Below are 18,918 nucleotides of genomic sequence, written 5' to 3'. Positions count from 1 at the left end.
GATGTATTTGTTTCGTCTAGCCATGGCCAGCCTGGCTAACCGTCGCTTCACCGCGATTCTCACCGCGTTCGCCATCGCCCTGTCGGTCTGCCTGCTGCTGGCGGTGGAGCGGGTGCGCACCGAGGCCAAAGCCAGTTTCGCCAGCACCATCAGCGGCACCGACCTGATCGTCGGCGCACGTTCCGGTTCAGTGAACCTGCTGCTGTATTCGGTATTCCGCATCGGCAACGCCACCAACAATATCCGCTGGGACAGCTTTGAGCATTTCGCCAACAACCCGAAAGTGAAGTGGGCGATCCCGATGTCCCTCGGCGATTCCCATCGCGGTTATCGCGTGATGGGCACCACCGAGGCGTACTTCGAGCATTACCAATACGGCCATCAGCAGCACCTGGAACTGGCCGGTGGCCGCGCCTTCGCCAGCGATCCGTTCGAAGTGGTGCTCGGCGCCGAAGTGGCCGATGCGTTGCATTACAAGCTCGGCGACAAACTGGTGCTGGCCCATGGCGTGGCGGCGATCAGCCTGGTCAAGCATGACGACAAACCGTTCACCGTGGTCGGCATTCTCAAGCGCACCGGCACCCCGGTGGACCGCACGCTGCACATCAGCCTCGGCGGCATGGAAGCCATCCACATTGACTGGCACAACGGCGTGCCGGCGCGCGGTAACGGCCGGATCAGTGCCGATCAGGCGCGCAACATGGACCTGACGCCGCAAGCGATCACCGCGTTCATGCTCGGCCTTAACAACAAGATTTCGACCTTCGCGCTGCAACGTGAAATCAACGAATTCCGTGGCGAACCGATGCTGGCGATCCTGCCGGGCGTGGCGTTGCAGGAGTTGTGGAGTTTGATGAGCACGGCGGAAAAAGCCTTGTTCGTCGTCTCGCTGTTCGTGGTGCTGACCGGGTTGATCGGCATGCTCACAGCGATTCTCACCAGCCTCAACGAGCGGCGCCGGGAGATGGCGATTCTGCGCTCAGTGGGCGCGCGGCCATGGCATATTGCGACTTTACTGGTGCTGGAAGCGTTTGCCCTGGCGCTGTCGGGGGTGATTGCCGGCGTGGCGCTGCTGTATGTGGGCATCGCCGTGGCGCAAGGTTACGTGCAATCGAATTACGGCTTGTACCTGCCGCTGGCCTGGCCGAGTGAATATGAATGGACGCTGCTCGGCGGCATCCTGATCGCCGCGCTGCTGATGGGCAGCGTGCCGGCCTGGCGCGCTTATCGCCAATCCTTGGCCGATGGCCTGTCGATCCGCCTGTGAGGACGTTGAACATGCCCCGCGCTCTGCTTGCGCTGTTGCTGCTGGTTGCTCTGCCGCTGTGGGCGGCCGAGCCGAAAGACCTGACCTGGTCGGAAATGATCCCGCCGGATGCTGCGCCAGAAGTGCCGAACATGACACCGCTGCATGACCTGTCGAAGATGAGCGACACGTTGTCCGCGGAGTCGGCTCCGGCCGCCAAGCAGGACATGCCCAACGCTCCGGTGGTGAAAAGCCTCGATGGCCAGAATATTCGCTTGCCGGGGTACATCGTGCCGCTGGAAGTCAGTGAAGAAGGCCGCACCACGGAGTTTCTGCTGGTGCCGTATTTCGGCGCCTGCATCCACGTACCGCCTCCGCCGTCGAACCAGATCGTGCATGTCAAAAGCGAAGTCGGCGTGAAGCTGGACGAGCTGTATCAGCCGTACTGGATCGAGGGTGCGTTGCAGGTCAAGGCGTCCACCAGTGAGTTGGCGGATGCCGGGTATCAGATGGAGGCGGACAAGATTTATGTGTATGAGCTGCCGGAGTGAGTCCGGTAGTTGTGTGTTGTTTGATCGATAGCTTTCGCGGGCAAGCCCGCACATTCGATCTCCGATGTCAGGAGATCCCGTGTGGGAGCGGGCTTGCTCGCGAAGGGGCCTTTGAAGGCTGCGCAAAAATCAGGGCCATCACTGTTTCATTGAGCTGAGTCAAAAGACTGTATCAATTGGATCCCTACCATTGGACATCGAACATTTTTAACGTCCTTTGGAGCCCCCATGCACAAGTCCCTGCTCAGTGCTTCGCTGTTTGCCCTCGCGCTTGCAGCCCCGCTCGCCCATGCCCACGACGCCGGTGACATCATCGTTCGGGCCGGTGCGATCACCGTCAACCCGGAAGCCGACAGCTCCAGCGTCAAGGTCGATCAGGGCCCGCTGAAGGGCGCCGATCTGGGTGGCAAGGCCACCATGAGCAGCGACACGCAATTGGGTCTGAACTTCGCCTACATGATCACCAACAATCTGGGGATCGAACTGCTGGCGGCCTCGCCGTTCGAGCATGACGTGAAGCTCAAAGGCACCTCCCTGGGCGCCGCCAACGGCAAACTCGGCACCTTGAAACACCTGCCGCCAACCCTGAGCCTGGTCTACTACCCACTGGACCCAAGGTCCCCGTTCCAGCCGTACATCGGCGGCGGCATCAACTACACCTGGATCTACGATGAGCACGTTAGCAGCGAAGCCGCCGCCAACGGCTTCAGCAACTTCAAGGCGGATAACTCCTGGGGTCTGGCCTGGCAGGTCGGTGCCGACTACATGCTGACCGACAACGTAATGATCAACGCTCAGGTACGCTACATCGACATCGACACCACCGCGACCGTGGAAAACAACGCCGTCGCACCAGGCACTCGAGCCAAGGTCGACGTTGATGTGGACCCGTTCATCTACATGGTCGGTCTGGGTTACAAGTTCTAAGCAACATTTGTCCGGCTTTTGTGGCGAGGGAGCTTGCTCCCGCTGGGCTGCGAAGCAGACCCAATAATGGCGACTGCTGCGCAGTCGAACGGGAGCAAGCTCCCTCGCCACGGTTATTGCATCGGCCACAAAAAAGGCACCTTCAAAGGCGCCTTTTTCATGGCTGTGTAAAACCTCAGCGCCCCAGCAACCGCGCCAGGCCAACACTCATAGGGGTTTGCTCCGGGTAGGTAAACCGCTCCAGCAAACGCCGGTTATTCGCGCGTGAATGGCGGATGTCACCAGAACGCGCCGGGCCATAGCTAACGGGCGGCAGCTTGCCGACCACTGCTTCAAGGGCTTCAAGCATCTGCTTGAGCGTCGTCGCCTGATTCCAGCCGACATTCACCGCGCCAACTTCGACCTGCGGTTTCTCGATGGCTTGCACCAACACGTCCACCAGGTCCTCGACGTAGACAAAATCCCGAGTCTGCTCGCCATCGCCGAACACGGTGATCGGCAAGCCTTTCTGCGCGCGCTCGCTGAAAATGCTGATCACCCCGGAATACGGCGAGGACGGATCCTGGCGCGGGCCGAAGATGTTGAAGAAGCGGAAAACCACCGGTTCCAGACCATGCTGGCGGCGATAGAAATCGAAGTAATGTTCGCTCGCCAACTTGTCCGCCGCGTACGGCGTCAACGGTGCCTTGGGTGTGTCTTCGTCGATCGACTCACCTTCGCCATTGTTGCCATAGACCGCCGCGCTGGACGCGTACAGCACCCGTTTGACGCCGGCCTGACGCATGGCTTCGCAGACATTCAGCGAGCCGATGAAATTGCTCTGATGCGTCTTCACCGGATCGTCCACCGAGGCCTGCACCGAAGCCACCGCAGCCAGGTGCGCCACAGCGCTGCAACCGACCATCGCCTGCGCCACCAGTGCGGCGTCGGCGACGTCGCCTTCGATCAGTTCGATGAGGGGATTGTCCAGCGGCAGGTTGCTGCGTTTGCCGGTGGACAGGTCATCGAGAATGCGCACCGAGTGTCCTTTGGCGAGCAAGGCGTCGGTCAGGTGCGAGCCGATGAAACCGGCGCCGCCGGTGATTAAAACAGGGCCGTCAGCCATGGCGATAAAACCTATCCAGTAAGCCCGGGAGTGCCGCGCGCCAGGCGCGGGGTTTGATCCCGAAAGTGTGCAGAATTTTCTTGCAGGCCAGCACCGCGTGTTGCGGTTCTTCGGCGGCATCGGGCCGTGCGGCGTGAGCCTGGGCGGTCGGCGCTTCGATGGCCAGCGGGTGCAGGGCGCGTGCTTCGGTCAGGATTGCCTGCCCCAGTGCCAGCGGCGTGGTCGCCTCATGCCCGGCGTAGTGATAAGTGCCCCACAGCGGCGCCGCGCAATCGAGTTGCTTGAGCACCGAAATGATCACCCGGGCGGCGTCGTCCACCGGCGTCGGATTACCGCGGCGATCATCAGCCATCAACAGTTCTTCAGCTTTTTCGGCGCGACTCAGGAATCGCCCAAGGGTGCCGTCGGGGCTGTCATCGAGCAGCCAGCCAAAACGCAGCAGCACGTGCTGCGGACAAGTGGCCCGTACGCTTTGCTCGATTCGCCACAAGGCCTGACCGCGCAGGCCCAGCGGTACCGGTTCGTCTTTTTCGCTGTAAGCGGTCGCCCGGGAGCCATCGAACACGCGATAACTCGACGGTTGCAGCAGCACGATGTTGTGATGCTGGCACAGCTCGGCCAGCCGCTCGATGGCGCGCTCCTGCCCGGCCAGACGCTGCTCGCTGACGGTCTCCGCCTGGAACCAGTCGAAATAGTAGGCGAGATTGATCAACGCATCCGGACGGGTATCGTCGAGCAGTTGCGTCAGGCTCGCGGCGTCCCAGCCGTCTTGTGGTGGGCGGGGGGCGAGGAAACCGATGTCTTCCTCCGCACCGAGGCGAATCAGCGCCTGCCCAAGGGCATTTCCGCCGCCCAGTAACATAAGGCGCATTCGCATAGAGTCAGCAGGCCCAGTCTGATTGGAACGATGGCTTTATCGACAGCGCCCGCAGGCGATGTCCTCAATAATTGCCGGAATCGTTGCATTTTGCGGGTTTAGTGCGCAACCGTCATCCGTAAAGTGTAGATCCCGGGGAATTGTGGCGCTGCTACTGGCCCCATCGCGGGCAAGCCCGCTCCCACAGGGATCTTCTGTGAACGCAATATTTATGAACAACAGAGGACACTGTGGGAGCGGGCTTGCCCGCGATGGGGCCCTAAAGACCAGCGAAGGCTTGAGCGGTACTTGCATCTTCCTCACCCCACCCGCATAAATTACTCCATGAATCTGCCCATCCCCACGGACGCTGCACTGGCAGGCTTTCACCCCGCCGTCAGCGCCTGGTTCAGCAACACCTTCGCGACGGCCACCGCCGCCCAGGCCCGGGCGTGGCCGTTGATCCGCCAGCGCCGTTCAACGCTGATTGCCGCGCCCACCGGCTCCGGCAAAACCCTTACCGCGTTTCTGGCGGTGCTCGACGATCTGGTCCATCGCGGCCTGGAAAACCCGGACGGCCTGCCGGACGAAACCCTGGTGGTCTACGTTTCACCGCTCAAGGCCCTGTCCAACGACATCCAGATCAACCTGCAAAACCCGCTGGCCGGCATCACTGAACAGCTGCGCGTGATGGGCCTGCCCGACGTGCCGATCAGCACCGCCGTGCGCACTGGCGATACGCCGCAAAAAGAGCGCTCGGCCATGCGCAAAACCGCGCCGCACATTCTGGTGACCACCCCGGAATCCCTTTATGTGCTGCTCGGCTCCGACTCTGGCCGGCAAATGCTCGGCACTACGCGTACGGTGATCGTCGACGAAATCCACGCCATCGCCGCCAGCAAACGCGGCAGCCACCTGGCCCTGAGCCTGGAGCGTTTGCAGGCGCTTTGCTCACACCCGCTGGTGCGTATCGGCCTGTCCGCCACGCAAAAACCCATCGAAGCGGTCTCGCGCTTTCTGGTCGGCCGTGATCGCGACTGCGACATCATCGACATCGGCCACGCCCGCCCACGGGATCTCGATATAGAGGTGCCACCCGTGCCGTTGTCGGCGGTGATGGCCAACGACGTGTGGGAGCTGGTCTATGACCGACTCGCCACCCTCGCCCGCGAGCACCGGACCACACTGATTTTCGTCAACACCCGGCGCCTGGCCGAACGTCTGAGCCGACACTTGAGCGAACGCCTCGGCAAAGAGGCCGTGGCCGCCCACCATGGCAGCCTGGCCAAGGAATTTCGCCTGGACGCCGAGCAACGGCTCAAGCGCGGTGAGCTGCAAGTGCTGATCGCCACCGCTTCGCTGGAGTTGGGGATCGATATTGGCGACGTCGACCTGGTGTGCCAGATCGCTTCGCCGCGCTCGATCGCCGGTTTTTTGCAACGGGTCGGCCGCTCCGGGCACCAGGTCGGCGGCACGCCCAAGGGCCGGTTGTTCGCCACCACCCGCGACGACCTGATCGAATGCGCCGCCCTGCTCGATTGCGTGCGCCGTGGCGAACTCGACACCTTGCTGATCCCCGAAGCACCGCTGGACGTGCTGGCCCAGCAGATCATCGCCGAGGTCAGCTGCCAGGAATGGCAGGAACAGGCGCTGCTGGCGATGCTGCGAAAAGCCTCGCCTTACGCCACGCTCGACGAAAAGCACTATCAGGCACTGCTGCAAATGCTCGCCGAGGGCTACAACGGTCGCCTGGGTATTCGCAGCGCTTACCTGCACCGGGACGCCGTAAGCCGCACCTTGCGTGGCCGTCGGGGCGCCAAGCTGACCGCTGTGACCAGCGGCGGGACGATTCCGGACAACGCCGACTACAGCGTGTTGCTGGAGCCTCAGGGGCTGAACATCGGCAGCGTCAACGAAGACTTCGCGGTGGAAAGCATCGCCGGGGATATCTTCCAGCTGGGCAATACGTCGTATCGGATCCTGCGGGTCGAAACCGGCAAGGTCCGGGTCGAGGACGCTCAGGGTCAGCCGCCGACCATTCCGTTCTGGCTCGGTGAAGCACCCGGTCGCAGCGATGAACTGTCATTCGCCGTGGCCCGCCTGCAAGCGCAACTCGATGAGCGGCTCGGCGCCACACCCGGCAATCTGCAACCGGCGCTCGACTGGCTGACCGACACCCTCGGCCTGAACCTCGCCAGCGCCGAGCAACTGGTCGACTACCTGACCCGGGCCCGCCTGACCCTCGGCGCCTTGCCGTCGCAAGATACCTTGGTGATGGAACGGTTTTTCGACGAGTCCGGCGGTACGCAGCTGATCATCCACTCGCCGTTCGGCAGCCGCATCAACCGCGCCTGGGGCCTGGCCTTGCGCAAGCGTTTCTGCCGCACGTTCAATTTTGAATTGCAGGCCGCCGCCAGCGAGGACGCCATCGTGCTGTCGCTGTCCACCAGCCACAGCTTCGAGCTGGAGGACGTCTGGCGTTACCTGCACAGCAACAGCGCCGAGCACATTCTGATTCAAGCGGTGCTCGAGGCGCCGCTGTTCGGTGTGCGCTGGCGCTGGAACGCCGGGGTCGCCCTGGCGCTGCCACGTTACAGCGGCGGACGCAAAGTACCGCCGCAGATCCAGCGGATGAAAAGCGAAGACCTGATCGCCAGTGTGTTTCCCGATCAGATCGCCTGCGTGGAAAACCTCGCCGGCGAGCGCGAGATTCCCGACCATCCGCTGGTGGAACAAACCCTCGACGATTGCCTGCACGAAGCCATGGACAGCGAAGGCTGGCTGGCGTTGTTACGGCGCATGGAACAGGGCGACATCCGCCTGATCAGCCGCGATTTGCCGGCGCCCTCGCCACTGGCGGCAGAGATTCTCAGCGCCCGCCCCTACACCTTTCTCGACGATGCACCGCTGGAAGAGCGGCGCACTCAGGCGGTGCTCAACCGCCGCTGGAGCGATCCGCAGTCCACCGACGACCTCGGTGCCCTGGACGCCGAGGCGATTGCCGCTGTGCGCGACGAAGCCTGGCCAGCGCCCACCGGCATCGATGAAATGCATGAGGCCTTGATGAGCCTGGCGTGCATTACCGATACCGAGGCCCAGGCCAACACGAAGTGGCTCGATTGGCTGAACACCCTGGCCGACAGTGGCCGCGCCAGCCGTTTGCACATCAACGCCGAGCAATCGCTGTGGTTGGCGCTGGAGCGACTGACCTGCCTGAAGGCGATTTATCCACAGGCCGCGTTGCTGCCAGCGCTAGAGGCGTTGCCGGGTTTCGATGAAACCTGGGAGCCAGACGAAGCGGTGCTGGAAGTGATCCGTGCGCGGCTCAGTGGGTTTGGTCCGTTGCCGCTGACGGCGATTGCCGAGCCGCTTGGATTACCGGCGCTTCAAGTCACTCAGGCACTGGCGCAACTGGAACGCGAAGGTTACGTACTGCGCGGGCAATTCAGCCCGGGCGCCCGTGAAGAAGAATGGTGCGAACGGCATTTGCTGGCGCGGATTCATCGCTACACGGTCAAACGGCTGCGACGGGAAATCGAGCCGGTGGCGTTGCAGGATTTCATGCGTTTTCTGTTCGACTGGCAGCATCTTTCCACCGCGAGCCGAGGCCAGGGCAGTGCAGTGTTGCCGGCGATCATCAGCCAGTTCGAAGGCTACCCCGCCGCCGCTTCGGCGTGGGACAGCGACATTCTGCCGGCGCGGCTCAAAGACTATTCGGCGAGCTGGCTGGATGAGTTATGCCGCAGCGGCAAACTGGTCTGGACCCGCCTGACCGCGCACAACAAGAGCGCCGGCACGGCATTGCGCAGTACGCCAATTCTGTTACTGCCGCGCAGTCAGGTCGGGTTGTGGAGTGGTTTGACCGAACAGACACCGGTCAGTGAACTGTCGCCGAAAACGCAGAAAGTCCATGAAGCGCTCAGCCAGCACGGTGCGCTGTTTTTCGATGAACTGATTCACGAGGCCCATCTGCTGCGCTCGGAACTGGAAATCGCCTTGCAGGAACTGGTCGGTGCCGGGCTGGTAAACGCCGACAGCTTCGCCGGCCTGCGCGCGCTGATCACCCCGGCCAGCAAACGCCAGAATCGCAGCAGCCGACGCGGGCGCGGAGCGTTTGTCGGCGGGATGGACGACGCCGGGCGCTGGGCATTGCTGCGACGCGGTGCCGCCGCGCCGGTTGTGGATAAGCAACGTCCAACGCCCACACCCACAGAAACCCTGGAATACATCGCCATGACCTTGCTGCGCCGTTACGGCGTGGTGTTCTGGCGTTTGCTGGAGCGTGAGGCGGATTGGTTGCCGAGTTGGCGGGAATTGCTGCGCACGTTCCATCGGCTCGAGGCCCGGGGAGAGATACGTGGCGGGCGGTTTGTCAGTGGTCTGGCGGGGGAACAATTTGCGCTGCCCGAGGCGATTGCGTTGCTGCGCGAAGTCAGGCGGCGACCGCACGACGGTAGTCTGATCGCGGTGTGCGGGGTGGATCCGCTGAACCTCGCCGGCACCCTGTTGCCGGGGGCGAAAGTGCCGGCGCTGGCGAGCAATCGACTGGTGTATCGCGATGGTCTTCCTGCCGCGGCGGAGATTGCCGGCAAGCAGCAGTTCTGGCTGGAGCTGGAGCAACAGGCCATGGCAGAGGTGCGTAGTAAATTGATCCGGCATTGATGCTGGTTGGCCTGGCCTCTTCGCGAGCAAACCCACTCCCATATTTGATTTGTGGTGTTTTGGCGAGTTTTTACCGTCCGTAGCCCCGTCGAAACTTTCACCCGCGCCCCACAGTCATCAAAAGACAGGGCTGTCCGAGGACGGGAGGCGACATGAGGCCAAGCTTTATCACCCACATCAAGCGCCTGCGGGACATTCATGAACCGCTGGCGAGTTTCTTCGTCCTCGGCGAACCGGCTGCCGAAGGCGCGCTGCCATGAGCATTCCCGAACCGGTCGGCGGGACCGATGAACAGCAACCAATCATCAGCGCCGTGAGCCGCTTTACCGTGCTGACGGTCAACACCCACAAGGGGTTCACCGCGCTCAATCGGCGCTTCATCCTGCCCGAGTTGCGTGAGGCGGTGCGCAGTGTGTCCGCCGACGTGGTGTTTTTACAGGAGGTCCACGGCACCCACGAGCATCACCCCCAGCGCTACAACAACTGGCCGGCAATGCCCCAGTACGAATTCCTGGCCGATACCCTGTGGCCGCAATTTGCCTATGGACGCAACGCCGTATACCCGGCGGGCGATCACGGCAATGCGCTGTTGTCAAAATTCCAGATCATCCGCCACGACAACCTCGACGTGTCCATCAGCGGCCACGAGAACCGTGGAATCCTGCATTGTGTGCTGCGCCTGCCTGGCGATGGTCGGGAAGTGCATGCCATTTGCGTCCATCTGGGGCTGCGCGAAAGCCACCGGGCGGCACAACTCAAGCTGCTGACCCAACGTATGGAAGAGTTACCGGAAGATACCCCGGTGATCGTCGCCGGCGACTTCAACGACTGGCGCCTGCGCGCCGATGCGCGGCTCAATCCTTGCGGTTTGCGTGAGGTCTTCGTCGAGCTGCATGGCAAACCGGCCCGCAGTTTCCCGGCGCGTTGGCCGGCGTTACGCCTGGACCGCATTTACGTGCGCAACCTCAAGGCCAGCCATCCGCAAGTATTGGCAGCACGGCCCTGGTCACACCTTTCCGACCATGCTCCGCTATCGGTGGAAATCGAGCTATGAGCAGCCCATCGATGGGAAAAGCCACGGCCGAGCACCTGTCCCCGCCTCCCCCCGTGCGCAAACCGGCGGTGACTGACTTCGAGTACGGCTGGCACGGTAACAACCGGGTCGAATTGCTGGAAAACGGTGAAGCGTACTTTCCACGGGTGTTTGAAGTACTGCGCCAGGCCCAGAGTGAAATCCTGCTGGAGACGTTCATTGTGTTCGAGGACAAGGTCGGCAATGAGCTTCAACAGATCCTGATTGAAGCGGCTCAACGCGGTGTGCGCATCACCGTCAGCCTCGACGGTTTTGGCTGTGGCGAACTGAGTACGGAGTTCCTCGCCGCCCTGAGCAACGCAGGCGTACGCCTGCAAATATTCGACCCCGCCCCGCGTCACTTTGGCATCCGCACCAACTGGTTCCGCCGCCTGCACCGCAAAATCGTGGTGGTCGACGGCATGATCGCGTTCATCGGCGGGATCAACTTTTCCGCCGACCATCTGGCCGACTTCGGCCCCGAGGCCAAACAGGATTACTCGGTTGAAGTGCAGGGCCCGGCGGTGGCCGATATTCATCACTTTGTCCTGCTGAAAAGCGGTCGACCGGCCCGGGCCAAATACTGGTGGCAACGCCGCAGACAGAGGCGCGCGGAACTGGCGGTCAGCGATCATGATGGTCAGGTGCGGCTGGTGTATCGCGACAACGCAGAACACCCAAAAGATATCGAAGAGGTGTACTTGCAGGTAGTGCGCACTGCCCGACGTCGCGTGGTGATTGCCAATGCCTATTTCTTTCCAGGCTATCGGCTGCTGCGGGAGATCCGCAATGCGGCGCGCCGAGGAGTCGAGGTGCACCTGATTCTTCAGGGGCAGCCGGACATGCGGGTGGCCAAGCTCGCCGCGCGCATGACCTACGACTACCTGCTGCGGGCCGGGGTGGTGATCTACGAATATTGCGACCGCCCCCTGCATGGCAAAGTCGCCCTGGTCGACGAGGACTGGAGCACCGTCGGTTCGAGCAATCTCGACCCACTGAGTTTGTCTCTGAACCTGGAGGCCAATGTGCTGATCCGCGACCGAGCCTTCAATCGCGACCTGTACAAGCGTCTCGACGAGTTGAGCAGCAACCACTGCAAGATCATGTCGATAGACAAGGCGCCTCGCGGGTGGGTCTGGCACATGACCATCGGCTTTCTGGTGTTTCACTTCCTGCGGCATTTCCCGGCGTGGGCCGGTTGGTTGCCGGCGCATAAACCGCGCCTCAAACCCTTCATCCATCCGGCCGGGAGCGCCAAGGCATGAGCCATTCCGAAGCGCAGCCTGCCCCGCACTCCGACACGCCAGGCAAACCCCTCTGGCGCCGCTGGAAAAAGCCTCTGACGATGCTGTTTTTCCTGGCGTTGATCGTTTTGTTCACGATGCTCGCCCAGCGCATCGAATGGGATGAAGTATTCGACACGCTGGCCGATTTCAAAGTACGCACGCTAATCATCGCATCAGGCCTGACCCTGGTGAGTTTTCTGGTTTACGCCTGTTTCGACCTGATCGGCCGCACCTACATCCGGCAGAACCTGACCTGGCGGCAGATCCTCCCGGTGGGAATCATCAGCTATGCCTTCAATCTCAACCTGAGCGCCTGGGTCGGCGGCATCGCCATGCGTTACAGGCTGTATTCACGGCTTGGCGTGAGTAAAGGCAACATCGCGAAAATCCTCGGGCTGAGCCTGGCGACCAACTGGTTCGGTTACATGGTGATTGCCGGCACTGTGTTCAGCAGCGGACTGGTGCGAATGCCGCCAGGCTGGAAGCTGAGTAGCGAAGCCTTGCAAGGCGTGGGCGTGTTGTTGCTGCTATTGAGTGCAGGATATTTGGCGGCCTGCCGGTTTTCCAGGAGGCGGGAGTGGTCGATTCGCGGCGTGGAAATCGACCTGCCGTCGCTGCACATGGCGATCCTGCAACTAGGCCTCGGCGCACTGAACTGGTCACTGATGGCGGCGGTGATCTTCACCCTGCTGCCGAGCAAACTGGACTATCCGCTGGTGCTTGGCGTGTTGCTGATCAGCGCCATTGCCGGGGTCATCACCCATATTCCCGCCGGGCTCGGCGTGTTGGAGGCGGTGTTCGTGGCGCTGCTGCAACACCAGGTTTCGCGGGGAAGCCTGGTGGCGGGGTTGATTGCTTATCGGGCGATCTATTTCATTCTGCCGCTGTTGATCACCGTGGTGATGTACCTGGTAGTGGAAGCCAAGGCCAAGTCGTTGCGGATCTCGAAAAAACCTTCTTGAGGTATTCGCTGAAGCGGATGCCGCCTTCGCGAGCGAGCCCGCTCCCACACTGGATCTGCGGTGAGCACAGAATGTGTGAACAGCAGAAAACAACTGTGGGAGCGGGCTTGCTCGCGAATGATCGCAAGAACACCCACATCATGTTGACTGGATAATGCTCAACCGCTCGCCCACCACCATTTCCGTGATCCAGCCCACAAGGATCGAGGTGTACGCCTGTTGCGAGACAGGCTCGCTCAAGGCGTGATCGGCACCGTCGATAATCCGGTGGGTCAACGAGTGGGTCCGCTGACACGCAGCGCGGTAACTCATGATCGTCGCATGGGGTACATAGGCGTCGGTCTCGGACTCCACCAGCAACACATCCCCGGTAAATTGCGAACAGGCATGCAGTGCGCGATTGCTGTCAGCGCGGACCCGTGTGTTGCGGTAATCGCGTAAATCGACCTTGTCCAATTCACGCTTGGGCGTGTGCCAAAAGTCGTCGCGATACAGCGCCGGCACTCGCAGCGCCAACCAGCGCACAGGGCGTAACGTCGTCAGGATCGCTGCCAGATAACCGCCATAACTGGTGCCGACCACCGCGATCGCGGAGGTATCGAGCGCCGGATGGGCGAGCAAGCGATCGTAGGCCGCCAGCAGGTCGCGCAGGTTGTCTTCGCGGGTCACCCGGGACAACGGAATACCGGTCCCGCCGGTATGGCCGCGCAAGTCGAACGTCAGACATACGCAACCCAACCCGGCAATGCCTTTGGCGCGTTCCAGGTCACGCTCCTGACTACCGCCCCAACCGTGGACGAAAAGCACACCCGGGACTTTCGATTTGGGGCTGAGGAAGGTCCCGCTCATCTGTTCATCGTCGATGTCGATCGCAATGGTTTCGCTTCTAGCCGTCATAGGATTTGACCGTTACGTACTTGAGAAGAAAGTCACTGTGTTCCGCCGGTCCGCGGTAGACCTCAATGGCGTTCAGCGGCAGCGGTTGGTCGGTATAGGTTTCGACCGACGACACGCGAATCGCGCGCAGGCCGGGGTCGTTGACGAAGCTTTGCAGCGCCGCGACTTCAGCACTGCTGGCACCGCCCAGGCGCCAGGACTGTTCGAGCACGCCGCTGCGTTGTTGGCCGTTACAGTCCAACCCCTGGGCGATGTCGTAGTTGCGCCGCGAGGCGTAGAAACCGGGGTAGGCTTCATCCGCCGCGCTATCGAACACCTGCGCCTTCTGGATCGCCAGCCTCACCTCATCCGGCAGTTCCAGCGCCAGCAAATCCTCGTAATAGCCCTGCACCACCAACAGGTTGGACCCGCCATAAACCTGCTCACCCTCCCCGTCTTCGGTCAAGTATTGATCACCGCAATAACTCAGCACGTTGTCGCCGATAAAACTCTGACCAACACTGTGGGTGATCACCTCAGTCAAGTCCTGCTCCAGCACCACACCTTCGGTGAACAACGCTTTGGCATCGGGACGAGCGAGGATGGCGTCGAACTGGCCGAGGCTTTTGATCACTTCCTGACCGCGTCCGGCGCAGGCATGAATTGGCTTCATACGGATCGGGCCGCTGTAGAGCAGATGCTCCGCTGCCGGGCGGGCATCGTCCAGGGAGAACACGCTGAGGCCATCGAGCACGACGCTGCGGACCCGCTCGGAAAACAGGGGCGCCCAACCTTCGGGGGCGAACGCATAGCGGCTTAACAAGCCATGACTGATGGCTTTGGTGCAGATGAAATCGTGGTCGACGTAACCGCCCCACAAATCCTCCGGCCCTTTGACGCCCAGCTGCCGAGCAGCAGCGACGCCTACCAGCGTCTGGGTCGGCAACAGATAAAGGTCACGGCCGCTGTGCAATTGAAGGTCGTAGCTGCCGCCGTATTCAAGCCCGACGATCTGTGCCAGCCAACGGGCCAGCGCGCGATTGGTTTCGACTTCGTGCAGCGGAGCATCGGGTCGCACCGAATGGGCGAGCACCAGTTTCTTGCGATTTGTTGGGGTCATGCGTTCCCCTTCAATCTGCGCGTGATGAATGTCATTGAAGGAGTGCAGAGATCAGGCCAACGGAGGCTGGAGAGAAACAGGTTTCAAATCAGCCAATTGCGAATTACGTGATGGCACAAGGCCTGTTTTATTCTGCACGACACCTTTCAATATTCCCGGCATTTTGCACGACCAAAGCCCGCTACCGAGCCATGACCGCGATCGGCGTAACCCCAAACCGTGCCCGGTAATCACTCGGCGCCAGCCCGGTAATCTTCTTGAACGTTGCGCGAAACGCACTCGGGTCCTGATAGCCCACGGTCCAGGCAATGTGATCAATGGTGCCGTTGGTGAATTCGAGCATTTCCCGCGCCTTGCCGACTCGCAGATGCTGGCAATACTCGGTGGGTTTCAACCCGGTCGCTGCACGGAACCGCCGCAGGAAAGTACGCTCTTCCAGCCCCGCCCGTTCGGCCATCGCCGCCAACGAGACATCGGTCGCCCCGGTGCTTTGCAGCCAGTGCTGAACCTTGAGAATCAACCCATCGCCATGGTTGAGAATCGGTGAAAAGTTACTGCCGCACTCGCTCGCGCTGTCGCTGTGTTCCACCACCAGAAACCGCGCCGTGCCGGTGGCGATGCTCGGCCCCAGCAAGCGGTCCACCAACCGTAACCCCAGCTCTGACCAGGCCATCAGCCCGGCGGTGGTGATCAGATCACCGTCGTCGACGATGGGCGTGTCGGCCTTGAGCTTTACCGCGGGGTAACGCTCGGCGAAAGATTTAGCCGAAGTCCAGTGGGTGGTGGCGCTACGGCCGTCGAGCAGGCCGCTTTCGGCCAACAGAATAGAACCCACGCAGACCCCGCCGAGGGTCGCGCCGCTGGCATGTTGCTGTCGAATCCAGCGAATCAACCCCTGGGGCGCCTGTCCCTCGGAAAAGCCTCCGATCGAGGGTGGGATCAACACGGCAACCAACGCGCCGGCCGGGCCTGGATGAGTGTCATAGACCCGCTCGAGCACCTGATCGCCCTCGACCTGCCAATGGCTGACCCGCAGCAACGGTAGCTGTGCCGTCTGATGCTCGGCGGCGATCCGGTTGGCCACGCCAAACAGGTCCGTCAACCCATGCACCGCTGCCATCTGCGCACCGGGATAGATCAGTACCCCCAGTTCGGCGACTGCCCTTTCGACTCCCATTGTCAGTTTTCCCCCTTCTATTGTCGGTGCGGCCAATCCTCGAACGAACGGCCAGCGCCAATACTACATTCCACAGCCAACACACACTTCGAGGAAACAGTCATGGCCAAGCAAGCACTCATCGTAGTCGATATCCAGAACGACTACTTCCCCCAAGGCAAGTGGCCGCTGGCGGGCGCCGACGCCGCAGCGGACAACGCCGCACGGTTGATTCAGGCGTTTCGCGAGGCCGGTGATCCGGTGGTGCATATCCGCCACGAATTCACCTCCGACGCCGCACCGTTCTTCACCCCGGGCTCCGACGGCGCGAAGTTGCATCCCAAAGTTCTCAACCGTGCCGACGAACCGGTGGTGCTCAAGCACTTCACCAACTCATTCCGCGAAACCGAACTGGAGTCAATCCTCGACCAGCAAGGCATCGAGCACCTGGTGGTGGTCGGGAGCATGAGCCACATGTGCATCGACGGCATCACCCGTGCCGCGGCAGATCTTGGCTACACCGTCACCGTCGTCCACGATGCCTGCGCCACCCGTGATCTGGAGTTCAACGGTCTGACGGTTCCGGCAGCCCACGTACACGCCGCCTTCATGTCGGCCCTGGGTTTTGCTTATGCAAGCGTGGTGTCCACTGACGATTTTCTGGCTGATTAAGATGAGGAACCTGTGGGAGCGGGCTTGCCCGCGATGAGGCCATCACATCCAACATCTTTGTTGACTGTTACATCGCTATCGCGGGCAAGCCCGCTCCCACAGGATTGCGCTTAACTGACTGGCATTGAGTGATAGACCTTCTTTTGTCATACACCTGTGCAACAGTCGAAAAAATCTCACGCGTGAGCTATTGAAGGCCGCAAAAATTGCCTGTAGTGTTTCTCACGCGTGAGTATTTTTTCACAACGGGGTCAGCATCATGAACAGCAGCTCTCCATCAGATCCGCCTACCGGGTCTGTTACCGATTCGGCGAGTCGCAAGGGAGAGCGCTCGAAACCCTCCGCGAAAAAACCATCCAGCTTCTACATGAAGCAGATGCGCGCGGGCCTGGGTGCCGCCGGGTATGTGAAACACGAGACTTGGGTGCTTCCCGAAAACCGAAGCCTGCTCAAGCAGATGGAGAAACAGCTACGCCAACCGATTCTGGCTGGCTCATTCATGTCGGAGAATTACATGAGCGCAGGTAATAACTGGAACATCGATCGCCTCTACAGCGCCCTTCAGGCCCTCGACGAAGTGATTGCGAACGACATCACCCTTTCCCTCGTTCAAGGCTCCGAATCCAGCATCAAGCTGGAAATGAACGATTTCGGTGGCTTGCCGATTTACATCGCAGTGGTTGGCGATCAGATCATCGTCGATACCGTTCTGGTCGATGTCGAGTCCATCAACGATGTACCGGCCTTCAACGATGCCGTTCTGCGCAGCCGGGAAATGTTCCCGTTGTCCTCGATCGGTATCGAGTCCATGCCTAACGGGCAGATCGTTTACAACATGTTCGGCGCACTGAGCTCCGACTCCAGCCTGACCAACGTCGTGACCGAGGTCAAAACCCTCGTCGACAACGTCCAGCGCGCCAGTGAAGCCTTCGAACGCTTTTTCAATTAATTATTCGGGAACAGGAAATATCCAATGACTCAGTCCATCTGGAGCAAATTGTTCACCGCGCTGCGTGGCGGTGCCAATGAAGTCGGCGAATCGATCGTCGACCAACAGGCCCTGCGCATCCTCGACCAGGAAATTCGCGATGCTGACAGCGCGCTGGCCAACGCCAAGCGCGAGCTGGTCACCATCATGGCCAAGCACAAACTGTCGGCTGATCGCGTCAGCGAGTACAACGCCAAGATCAAGGACCTGGAATCCAAGGCCCTGTCCGCAATCCAGGCCAATCGCGAAGACCTGGCACTGGAAGTGGCCGAAGCCATTTCGACCCTGACCAATGAACTGGATGTCGAGCAAAAGCAGGCCACCGAATTCGGCGGTTACGCAGACAACATGCGCAAAGACATCACCAAGGCCGAAAACCGCATCAAAAGCCTGCGTCAGCAAGTGGACATGGCCAAGGCTCGCGAGAGCGTCCAGAAAGCCCAGGTCAGCGCTTCGATCGCCAGTGGCGGCGCCAACGGCAAGCTGGAAACCGCTGTCGGTACGCTGAACCGTCTGCAAGCCAAGCAACAGCAACGCGCCGCTGAACTGCAAGCCCAGGACGAACTGGCCGATGCGTCGACCGGCACCGACCTGGAGCGCAAGCTGCGCGAAGCCGGCATCACGCCGAACGAAGGCAGCGCCAATGCGATCCTGGAACGCCTGAAGAAAAAATCGGCCGAGTAATCGACTCACGTGCCGGATGCATAACCTGTGGGAGCGAGCCTGCTCGCGAAGAGGGAGTGTCAGTCGACATCAATGTTGCTGACACAACGCTTCGCGAGCAGGCTCGCTCCCACAATGGGTTGCGCTTCAATTTTCGTCGAGTCGAGTTGAGTCGAGGTCAAGGATGGATGCCCTGAAGGGTTTCAAGACAATCGCAGGCGTAGCCCTCTTCATGGTTGCGCTGCATCTGCTCAATGCGGCGACCGGCTACAGCCTTACTGCCTTCGGCCTGGTGCCGAGAACATTGCACGGACTGGCCGGCATCATCACCTCGCCTTTCTTGCACTCATCCTTTGCACACCTGAGCGCCAACCTGATTGCCTTCTTGATCCTCGGTACTCTGGTCATTATCGAAGGGCTCAATCGGTTCGTGGCCGTCAGCGCTATCATTATTCTGCTGGGCGGCTCGCTGATCTGGCTGTTCGGTTTTGCAGGCGTACACATCGGTGCCAGCGGATGGGTATTCGGGCTGTGGGCGTACCTCCTGTCGCGCGCCTGGTTCCAGAGAAGCTGGAGCAACCTGATAACGGCCAGTGTCGTCGCCCTGCTCTATGGCGGGCTGATTTTTGGCTTCCTTCCTCGCCGGGGCATTTCCTTCGAAGGGCATATTTTTAGTGCGATCGCCGGGTTTATTGCAGCCAAGGTACTTTTATCTACGCCGCGCAGCAGGTTTAATGCCGCCCGGTAACCGCACTTGAGCACTCAGACGCCAGAGC

At 61.1% G+C, this 18,918-nt stretch carries 16 protein-coding genes; 11 read left to right on the top strand and 5 right to left on the bottom strand.

The features are described 5' to 3' along the window. Position 1: 1 nt before the first annotated feature. The 3 genes from LOY38_RS03580 to LOY38_RS03570 all read left to right on the top strand — a co-directional run bounded on the left by LOY38_RS03580 (position 2) and on the right by LOY38_RS03570 (position 2,724). Positions 2 to 1,267: an ABC transporter permease gene (locus LOY38_RS03580; protein WP_258698854.1), complete on the top strand. Its 1,266-nt coding sequence runs from the start codon at positions 2 to 4 to the stop codon at positions 1,265 to 1,267. Between the two features lie 11 nt (positions 1,268 to 1,278). After that, a complete protein-coding gene (locus LOY38_RS03575) occupies positions 1,279 to 1,797 on the top strand; it encodes a DUF3299 domain-containing protein (protein ID WP_258698853.1) in 519 nt (172 codons plus the stop codon). 228 nt (positions 1,798 to 2,025) lie between these two features. Then, positions 2,026 to 2,724 carry an OmpW family protein gene (locus LOY38_RS03570; protein WP_258698852.1) on the top strand — a complete coding sequence of 233 codons (699 nt, stop codon included), beginning with the start codon at positions 2,026 to 2,028 and terminating at the stop codon, positions 2,722 to 2,724. Between the two features lie 175 nt (positions 2,725 to 2,899). Here LOY38_RS03570 and LOY38_RS03565 read toward each other — a convergent pair whose 3' ends face one another. Together LOY38_RS03565 and LOY38_RS03560 are read right to left on the bottom strand one after the other, a co-directional pair. Beyond that, the gene (locus LOY38_RS03565) at positions 2,900 to 3,829 is read right to left on the bottom strand and encodes an NAD-dependent epimerase/dehydratase family protein (protein ID WP_258698851.1); all 930 of its coding nucleotides are present in this window, start codon (positions 3,827 to 3,829) and stop codon (positions 2,900 to 2,902) included. Beyond that, positions 3,822 to 4,706: a sugar nucleotide-binding protein gene (locus LOY38_RS03560; RefSeq protein ID WP_223485583.1), complete on the bottom strand. Its 885-nt coding sequence runs from the start codon at positions 4,704 to 4,706 to the stop codon at positions 3,822 to 3,824. Before LOY38_RS03560 ends, LOY38_RS03565 begins: the two co-directional genes overlap by 8 nt. A gap of 324 nt (positions 4,707 to 5,030) precedes the next feature. On the opposite strand from LOY38_RS03560, the gene LOY38_RS03555 reads away from it, so the two are divergent. The 4 genes from LOY38_RS03555 (at position 5,031) to LOY38_RS03540 (ending at position 12,667) form a co-directional block, all read left to right on the top strand. Beyond that, complete coding sequence (locus tag LOY38_RS03555) at positions 5,031 to 9,347, top strand: DEAD/DEAH box helicase (protein WP_258698850.1); 4,317 nt, start codon at positions 5,031 to 5,033, stop codon at positions 9,345 to 9,347. A gap of 256 nt (positions 9,348 to 9,603) precedes the next feature. Further along, positions 9,604 to 10,401: an endonuclease/exonuclease/phosphatase family protein gene (locus LOY38_RS03550; RefSeq protein WP_258698849.1), complete on the top strand. Its 798-nt coding sequence runs from the start codon at positions 9,604 to 9,606 to the stop codon at positions 10,399 to 10,401. Beyond that, positions 10,398 to 11,684 (top strand): cardiolipin synthase ClsB, encoded by a 1,287-nt coding sequence (gene clsB / locus LOY38_RS03545; protein ID WP_258698848.1) that lies wholly within the window; start codon positions 10,398 to 10,400, stop codon positions 11,682 to 11,684. Before LOY38_RS03550 ends, clsB begins: the two co-directional genes overlap by 4 nt. Then, positions 11,681 to 12,667 (top strand): lysylphosphatidylglycerol synthase domain-containing protein, encoded by a 987-nt coding sequence (locus tag LOY38_RS03540; protein WP_258698847.1) that lies wholly within the window; start codon positions 11,681 to 11,683, stop codon positions 12,665 to 12,667. Before clsB ends, LOY38_RS03540 begins: the two co-directional genes overlap by 4 nt. A gap of 138 nt (positions 12,668 to 12,805) precedes the next feature. On the opposite strand, the gene LOY38_RS03535 is transcribed toward LOY38_RS03540, so the two are convergent. The 3 genes from LOY38_RS03535 to LOY38_RS03525 all read right to left on the bottom strand — a co-directional run bounded on the left by LOY38_RS03535 (position 12,806) and on the right by LOY38_RS03525 (position 15,840). After that, positions 12,806 to 13,564, bottom strand: a complete 759-nt coding sequence (locus LOY38_RS03535) for a S9 family peptidase (protein WP_258698846.1) — start codon at positions 13,562 to 13,564, stop codon at positions 12,806 to 12,808. Continuing rightward, complete coding sequence (locus LOY38_RS03530; protein WP_258698845.1) at positions 13,554 to 14,663, bottom strand: DUF3182 family protein; 1,110 nt, start codon at positions 14,661 to 14,663, stop codon at positions 13,554 to 13,556. Before LOY38_RS03530 ends, LOY38_RS03535 begins: the two co-directional genes overlap by 11 nt. Before the next feature lie 181 nt (positions 14,664 to 14,844). Next, positions 14,845 to 15,840: a GlxA family transcriptional regulator gene (locus tag LOY38_RS03525; protein WP_258698844.1), complete on the bottom strand. Its 996-nt coding sequence runs from the start codon at positions 15,838 to 15,840 to the stop codon at positions 14,845 to 14,847. Between the two features lie 102 nt (positions 15,841 to 15,942). Between LOY38_RS03525 and LOY38_RS03520 the strand changes: the two genes are divergently transcribed. From LOY38_RS03520 to LOY38_RS03505, 4 genes are all read left to right on the top strand, one after another. Next, positions 15,943 to 16,491, top strand: coding sequence for a cysteine hydrolase family protein (locus LOY38_RS03520; protein ID WP_258698843.1), 549 nt, complete (start codon positions 15,943 to 15,945; stop codon positions 16,489 to 16,491). Between the two features lie 367 nt (positions 16,492 to 16,858). After that, positions 16,859 to 17,440 (top strand): YjfI family protein, encoded by a 582-nt coding sequence (locus LOY38_RS03515; RefSeq protein WP_258698842.1) that lies wholly within the window; start codon positions 16,859 to 16,861, stop codon positions 17,438 to 17,440. Between the two features lie 24 nt (positions 17,441 to 17,464). Next, the gene (locus LOY38_RS03510) at positions 17,465 to 18,163 is read left to right on the top strand and encodes a PspA/IM30 family protein (protein ID WP_258698841.1); all 699 of its coding nucleotides are present in this window, start codon (positions 17,465 to 17,467) and stop codon (positions 18,161 to 18,163) included. Positions 18,164 to 18,326: 163 nt separating this feature from the next. Next, a complete protein-coding gene (locus LOY38_RS03505; protein WP_258698840.1) occupies positions 18,327 to 18,890 on the top strand; it encodes a rhomboid family intramembrane serine protease in 564 nt (187 codons plus the stop codon). The last annotated feature ends 28 nt before the right edge of the window (positions 18,891 to 18,918 follow it).

The sequence above is a fragment of the Pseudomonas sp. B21-015 genome, from assembly GCF_024749285.1.
Taxonomy (GTDB): Bacteria; Pseudomonadota; Gammaproteobacteria; order Pseudomonadales; family Pseudomonadaceae; genus Aquipseudomonas.
The sequence above is the reverse complement of the archived record's forward strand: the minus strand, read 5'-3'. Positions and strand labels throughout refer to the sequence as shown.